Origin of the sequence: Geodermatophilus sp. CPCC 205761 (assembly GCF_051383655.1) — a bacterium.
Taxonomy (GTDB): Bacteria; Actinomycetota; Actinomycetes; order Mycobacteriales; family Geodermatophilaceae; genus Geodermatophilus.
Map to the genome: position 1 here is coordinate 20949 of NZ_JALPKQ010000062.1, position 7042 is coordinate 27990.

The following is a 7042-nucleotide window of genomic DNA, read 5'->3' on the forward strand; positions in this document are numbered from 1 at the left end:
GCATCGTCATCGGCCACTTCCTCAGCCGTGGTCCGTGGGAGCGTCATCGTTCCCGGGGAACCCGGGCACGACAACCGGAGCACGCACAGCCCTCCGTCCACTGACTGCGGTGTCTCATCGCAGCGCCAAAGGGCCGTGTCCGGGGCCCCTGACCGATGGCGGGTCAATAGGCACCTGGGCAGCGGAGGACGGCGCGGACCGTCCGCAGCAGGATGGCCAGGTCCAGCCCCAGCGACCAGTTCTCCACGTAGCGGACGTCGAGTTCGACCGCCTCGTCCCAGCTCAGGTCGGAGCGGCCGTTGACCTGCCAGAGGCCGGTGATGCCCGGCTTGACGAGCAGTCGTCGGTGCATGTCGGGCCCGTACTGGGCGACCTCCCGCTCGAGGGCCGGCCTCGGACCGACGAAGGACATCTCTCCCTTGAGCACGTTGAACAGCTGGGGGAGCTCGTCGAGCGAGTACCGGCGGAGGAAGCGCCCGATCCCCGTGACCCGGGGGTCGCGCCTCATCTTGAACAGCACGGTGTTCCCTTCGTTGAACACCATCAGTGCCTCGACCTGGCGATCCGCGTCCACGACCATGCTCCGGAACTTGAGCATGTAGAACGGCCGGCCCCTCTTGCCGACGCGGTGCTGCCGGTAGATGGCGGGCCCGGGACCGGTGACCCGGATCGCCACGACGATCGCGGCGAACAGCGGTGCCGCCACGAGGATCAGGACGGCAGCGCCGACCCTGTCCATCACTGCCTTCACCACGCGTCGCCAGCCGCGGAACTCCGGCTCCCGGATGTGGATCAACGGCACGCTCACGGTCGGGCGGACGTGCAGCCGGTTCGGCGCCACCTCGATGACGCCGGGGCTCACCAGCAGCTCGACGTTCGTGCCTTCCAGCCGCCAGGCCAGCTCGCGGAGGTAGTGCCCGGCGGTCTCGCTCGCCGAGGCGACGACGACGGCGTCGGCACGCACGTCGTCGAGCACGTGCACCACGTCGTCGAGGGAGCCCAACACCGAGATGCCGTGTCGGCGGAGGTCACCGGCCCTGTCCGGACGGGGGACGAAGGCCCCGATGACTTCCAGTCCGGCGGTGGGATCCCGCCGGATCCGGCGGGCGAGATCCAGCACGGCGACGTCCCGGCCGACCAGCACCGCCTGCTTCGTCTTGAGGCCTGCGCGGCGCGCCGCGTGCAGTCGCCACCGGCCGAGCCCGTGGACGGCCAGGGTCAGCAGGGTCGCCGCCGGAGCGGCCACGAGCAGCAGTCGGTCCGAGCCTGGAGCCGGGCTGAGAGCTCCGCCGAGCCCGCACATCGCGACCGCGACCACTCCCGCGGTTGCCACCCGGCGGAACTCCTCGATCCCGGTCCCGAGCCGGCGCTCCGTGTACGAGCCGAGCGCCAGGTTCAGCAGGGGCCAGGTCAGCACGAACGCCAGGGCGAGCACCCCGGTGGGAGCCGGCTCGCGGAGCGGGACTGCCCACGCGAGGGAGACGGCCGCCGCTGCGGACAGCGTGTCACCCGCGACGAGAGTCGTCAGGTACGCCACCAGCCACTCGGGTGAACGGCGACGGCGTGCGCTGAAGGGGTCGTAGACCGGGCGGGAGCGCGGCGGTGGACCAGTCGCGGTGCCCGCCACGCGGGCGATCGGTGGGACCGGACGCAGCTGTTGCAGCCTCCGCACCTCCGAGCAGTCGGTCACCTCGCGTGGGTGGACCGCGCCGTTGTGGGGGAGGGAGTCCACGCTGGGGCGCTGTGCGACTGCGTTCTTGGGCCGCGCAGCGACGTCACCTGCCGATGCCCGTCCGTTCCCGTTCACTGACGGGCTGCGGTCGGACGTGGTCGGCTCTCGGTCGGTCCGGGCGGCCTCGGTGAGGGCGCCGGTCGAGGTTGGCGCGCCGTTCCCGATGCCCTCCGGGGAGGTGTCTCGGTGACGCGCCTCGCTTCCCGAGGGGCGACCGGTGTCTTCGTGGGCTTGCGAGTGGGTGGAGGGTGTCATGGCCAGGTCCTTGGCCTGCGTGCCACGGCAGTGGGCACGGAAGAGGACGAGCGAGGGGAAGTGTGGGTCCCGCGAGCGGGGCCGCCGGCCGGGGCCGAGCAGGTAGGTGCGTGCGATCGTCGTCGGCCGGTGCGGGGACTGCACCGGCGGCACACGCCGTCGTCAGTCGGGTCGGTCCTCCGGGCCGTCGGGGCGCATGACGGGGCATCCGGCAGGACCGCGGGTGGAGTGGACGGCGGCCTGCGGGACCGGCAGCCATGGTTCTGACACCAGGACGGCGAGCTTGCCGTCCACGTCCTTGCCCTGTCCGGTGCCACCTGCCGAGGAACCGGCCGAGGAGCCCCCCGCCTGCGGTGCCGGGAGCGGCGGGGTGACGGGCGGCGTCGTCCGCAGGGGGGACAGCGGGACGCGCGGATCGGTCGGCACGCCGCTGCTCGAGGCGGCGACCGTCGAGGGCCCGGCGGGCACCGCTGTCGTGGAGAGACGGGCGCCCGCCGAGTCGCGGTCGGCGCCGGCTGTCGTCGACCGGACAGTGCTCCGGCTGTCGGTCACGGAGGCGGTGTGGGTGCCGCAGGAAGGCAGCAGCGGGGCCGGCGTGAGGAGCGCTGAGATGCTCGTCGGCGGGTGCACCACGCCGAAGATCTCCGACAGCGCTGCGGACCCTTCCGGCACCAGCTCCGGTGGCGTGCCGTACGGCTGCTCGGGTGCGAGCTGGTCGTTCTCGAGGGCGCCGGCGGGGGGCGCGGGCTCACGGTCGACCACCGCTTCCTGAGGCCTCTCGACCATGGCGTCCGGAGAGGGCGCGGCGACCGTGTGCCACTCCACCTCGGCGGCCGACTGGGCGACTGGGGCTGCGGCGGTGCTGACCGTCGAGGTGGCGGCGGCCTCGATGTCCCCCCACGAGACGGCGGGAGCGACAGACGGCTCCGAAACCGGAGTCGGGGTCTCGCCTGCAGAGGAGGGTGCCGGGACGGTGGTGGCCGTCGGCGATTCGGGACGGGGGCCGGTCGTCGTCGGGACTGAGCTGTCGACGGCGGTAGGAGGGTCGCTCCCGAGGTCGGGCAGAACCGCACCCGTGCTGCCGGATGCCGGTCCATCCACCACGTCGGTGACCAGTTGGTCGGAGTCGGGACGTGGCGTGGTCGATCCGGCAGCAGGCGTCTCCACGACCGGAGGCTGCGGATCCGGCGTCCGGGGCGGCTCCGGCGTGGGGAGCGCCGGAGGGGTCGGGTCCTCGGGAGGAGCCAGGGCAGGCGGGAGGGTGCCGGCAGGGTCGTCGGCCGGAGCCGGGATGTCAGCGGGCTCGTCGGACGGCGGCGAACCCCCGCCTGCGGGCGGCGGGGGAGACACGTCGCCCGGCGGTTCCGAATCGGGGGCGGCGGTCTCCACGCCGGGGCTCTCCACACCCGTCGGGACGCCGCCTTCAAGATCGCCTGCGGCCGTGCCCGGGCCGGCTGTTTCCGGACCCGTGGCGCCTGACGCCGGTCCAGGATCTTCCTGCGCCGCCGGCCGGCCGGGGAGGGGGTGTGCCGGAGGGGCTTCAGCAGGCGGTCCCAGCTCGGGGAACGGGGGCTCGGCGGGCGGTCCCAGCTCGGGGAACGGGGGCTCGGCGGGCGGTACCAGCTCGGGGAAACGGGGCACTGCGGGCCGCTCTGCCGACGGGGGGGTCGGCTCCTCCCGAGGGCCCTCGGGAGGAGCCGGGCTCTGGGTGCCGGTGCCGTCGGGGACATCGGCCGGACCGTCGGTGCCGAGGGCTCCCTCGGCCGGCGGTGTGGGGCGGGGGGCCGGCTTCTCAGGAGTTCGAGGGCCTGGCTCGCGGTCGGGGGTGGAGGGCGCCCTCGGTTCGTCGGCGGGAGGGTGCGTAGTCGGCGGTTCGTCCGGACGCGGAACGGGGTCCGGACGAGGGCCCGGTGCGGGACGTGCTGCCGGGTCGTCAGCCGGGAGTTGCCCCGGCGGCGGCTCGAGCGGGGGCTCCGCTTCCTCGGACTCCTGTGCGGGTTCGGTGGCACCGTCTCGGCCGGCGGGCCGATCGGTCTCACTGCTGCCTCCGCCGGGCTCGTCTCCGTCCCGACCGGGTGCGGTACCCGACGCGCCACGAGACGACGAGGCCGTGTCAGCGGGCGGGTCGGACCGCCCCGGGGCCTCGCCCCGCGGGTCCTGCTTGCGCGCCTCGTCCGGCCGCGGGTCACCCCGCGGCGGCTCCTCCCGGGTCGGCTGCTCCTGGGCCGCCTCCTCCCGGGTCCCCTCCTCGGCGGTCGGCTCCTCCTGTGACTGCTCGTCGAGCTCCGGTTCGTTCGGGCGCGACGTCTCCTGAGGGGAACTCGGTGAAGACGGTTCCGCGCTGGCGCGAGCTGCGCCGGCGACCGCGATGGACAGTGCCCACGCCAAGGCCACGAAGATGCAGGTCAGGAGCAGTCGGCCGGCCCACGTCCACGGCCGTCGCAAGGGACATCCGGTGAGCGTCGGCGAGCCGGTCGGGGCCGTCGTCATGGGCCACGCGTGGGGTGACCGCGACGCGTTGCTGTTGCGCACGACACCCCCTCGCCCCCGAGGCCAACCGCGACCCCGTACGGGGCGGCGCCTACTTCCGTCGTGGCTGCGGACCCTGCGACGCGGTTGAAGAGAGGGCAACCCCCGGAAGTCCCCTTTCACGGCGTGTCGCGGCCCGGCATCACTCTGGGTGAGTGAGTTAAGGACGACGCGGTATCACAATCACGTGAGGCATGCCATTCCCCGGGTCCTGTGACACGCGTCGGGACCGGCGGTGATGGCCCAGGTCTCCTCGAGGCGTCTGGGGACGCTGTGGCGTGGAGTGGCTGACGCTGCGTGATGATCTGTTCCGAATTCAGGAACTGTGCCGACCGCGTCCAGTCGGGCCCCTCCTGGTCGAAGGTCGGGTGTGTTCGTCCTCGTCGTCGCAGTCCCGGCCCTGCTCGTCGTCGTCCTCGGCTACACAGTCGGCCACGCGCTGTGGTCGGCGGTGGGCGGCCCGGCGCCCGAGCTGGCCGGCTGGGTCACGGGGCTGCTGCTGCTCGGCGTCGTCGGGTGGGTCCTGCTGCGATGGGCGCGCCGACGCTGAGGTCAGCTGACGCAGACCGCCCCGGTGCCGGCGGCCGTCGCCGCGGCGAGCCCCGCTTGGGCGCTGCGCAGCACCTCGGGGGCCGGGACGCCGGCCGGGAGGACGGTGACGCCGGCGCAGACACCGAGGCCGGGGACGCCCAGGGCGCTGAGGGCGGTGACCACGCGGGCGGCGGCGGTCACCGCGCCACCGACGTCCCCGCTGAGCAGCAGGGCGAACTCGTCGCGGCCGGACCGGCCGAGCCAGTCGTCGCCGCGCACCGAGCGGGCGATGATCGACGTGGCGGCGGCCAGGGAGCTCTGCGCGGTGGGGCCGTCGTCGCCGGGCCGGTGCAGCCCGAGGAGGACCAGGCAGGCGGGCACGTCGCCGGCCGCGCCGATCCGCTCGGCCAGGTGCGCCAGCACCGAGTTCGGGCCGGGCAGGAGGCTCGTGACGTCGTCCTCCGGCGGCAGCACGGAGCTGGCCGAGGGGTAGGCGGCCGTCGGGTCGCACGCGGGGTTCATACCGAGGGAGATCGGCACCACAGTCGCCCGGGTTGAGTCCTGGCGGGAACCGCCACCCGGACGGGTGTATCACGACTCGCTCACGGTTCGAACGGAACGGCCGCGTTCCACAGTTCGCAGGACCTACCCTCCGCGCGGGGGCGGACGGCGGCGTTCCGAGGAGCGCCGGCACGGGGGATGACGGGGGCACGGTGGCAGTGCAGGACGACGTCGCAGCGGTGGCGTTCGCGGTGGAGACGGAGCTCGGGCCGGCACAGATCCGCGAGGCGGGCAGGCGGGCCGCGGAGGCCGGCCGCCGGTACATGCGGACGACGATCAGCGAGAGCCACGCGACCCGCTCGGGGGTGCGGTACGTGGCGTACGGGCCAGGCGGCTTCGTGCGGCAGATGGCCCTGCAGGTGAGCTGGGAGGAGGCCGGCGCGGTCCGGCGGCGGGTGTGGCTGTCGGTCGGGGACCACCTCGTGGAGCGCGCCCGGCTGCTGGGCATCCCGCTGGGCCGGGCGACGGTGCCGGCGTTGTGGTCGGCGCGCCGGTTCGCCGCCGCGCTGCGGTCGGAGCTCATCGGTGCGCCGCCGCCGGAACGGGGCTCGGACGGTCCGGCGGCGCCGACGTCGTGGCCTCCGGGCGGGACGGAGTTGCGCACGGTCACCGTGTCGGCTGCTCGGGCGGCGCAGGCCCGGTCGAGGAAGCGCCACGGTCCGGGTGTCGTGGACCTAGTAGTGCTTCGTTAGGTCTTGTCTGACCGGCGTCCGCGCGCTGCCATGGGGCATGACTCCGGGGGAGCTGGCCGCCGTACGCGGGCGGTTGGAGGAGTTCGCGGCGGAGATGTTCGCGCCGCTGGCCCGCCATGATCAGCGGGACAAGGGGCAGACATACGTGCGCGGGTTGCTGCTGGACGGGCGGCGCAAGTCGATGCAGCCGATGGCCGAGCGTCTCGGCGTCGACCATCAGGGGCTGCAGCAGTTCGTGTCGTCCTCGACGTGGGCGGTGGAGCCGGTGCGCGAGCGGCTGGCCCGCCGGGCGGTGGGGGTGATCGCACCGGATGCCTGGGTGGTCGACGACACCGGTTTCCCGAAGGACGGCACCGCCTCGCCGGGGGTGGCCCGGCAGTACTCCGGCACGCTGGGCAAGGTCGGCAACTGCCAGATCGGGGTGTCGATCTCGGCGGTCACCGACACGGTGTCCTGCCCTCTGTCCTGGCGGCTGTTCCTGCCCGAGCGCTGGGACGACGCCTGCGCGAGCACTCCGGAGGCGGCCGCGGCGATCCGCGACCGCCGGCAGCGGGCCGGCATCCCGGCCGAGCAGCGACACCGGGAGAAGTGGCGGCTTGCCCTGGACATGATCGATGAGCTGGCCGGCTGGGGGCCGGCGCCGCCGGTGGTCGTCGCCGACGCCGGCTACGGCAACAACGGGCGTGTCAGGTCTGCTGTGTAAGTGCGTGACTCCGAAGCTGAGCCCTCATGGCTCGGAGAG

At 73.9% G+C, this 7042-nt stretch carries 5 protein-coding genes and 1 pseudogene; 3 read left to right on the top strand and 3 right to left on the bottom strand.

Going from position 1 to position 7042, the window contains the following annotated elements; all coding sequences use genetic code 11:
- Positions 1 to 163: 163 nt before the first annotated feature.
- Together MY526_RS24480 and MY526_RS24485 are read right to left on the bottom strand one after the other, a co-directional pair.
- Positions 164 to 1537: a sugar transferase gene (locus MY526_RS24480; protein WP_436705269.1), complete on the bottom strand. Its 1374-nt coding sequence runs from the start codon at positions 1535 to 1537 to the stop codon at positions 164 to 166.
- A gap of 612 nt (positions 1538 to 2149) precedes the next feature.
- Complete coding sequence (locus tag MY526_RS24485; RefSeq protein ID WP_436705270.1) at positions 2150 to 2749, bottom strand: hypothetical protein; 600 nt, start codon at positions 2747 to 2749, stop codon at positions 2150 to 2152.
- 2137 nt (positions 2750 to 4886) lie between these two features.
- On the opposite strand from MY526_RS24485, the gene MY526_RS24490 reads away from it, so the two are divergent.
- The gene (locus MY526_RS24490; RefSeq protein WP_436705271.1) at positions 4887 to 5066 is read left to right on the top strand and encodes a hypothetical protein; all 180 of its coding nucleotides are present in this window, start codon (positions 4887 to 4889) and stop codon (positions 5064 to 5066) included.
- Between the two features lie 2 nt (positions 5067 to 5068).
- Here the strand turns inward: MY526_RS24490 and MY526_RS24495 are convergent, their stop codons facing one another.
- Positions 5069 to 5587, bottom strand: coding sequence for a hypothetical protein (locus MY526_RS24495; protein ID WP_436705272.1), 519 nt, complete (start codon positions 5585 to 5587; stop codon positions 5069 to 5071).
- Positions 5588 to 5760: 173 nt separating this feature from the next.
- Between MY526_RS24495 and MY526_RS24500 the strand changes: the two genes are divergently transcribed.
- Together MY526_RS24500 and MY526_RS24505 are read left to right on the top strand one after the other, a co-directional pair.
- A complete protein-coding gene (locus tag MY526_RS24500) occupies positions 5761 to 6300 on the top strand; it encodes a hypothetical protein (protein WP_436705273.1) in 540 nt (179 codons plus the stop codon).
- 37 nt (positions 6301 to 6337) lie between these two features.
- Positions 6338 to 7000, top strand: a pseudogene (locus MY526_RS24505) (IS701 family transposase); the annotation flags it as partial.
- Between the last annotated feature and the right edge of the window lie 42 nt (positions 7001 to 7042).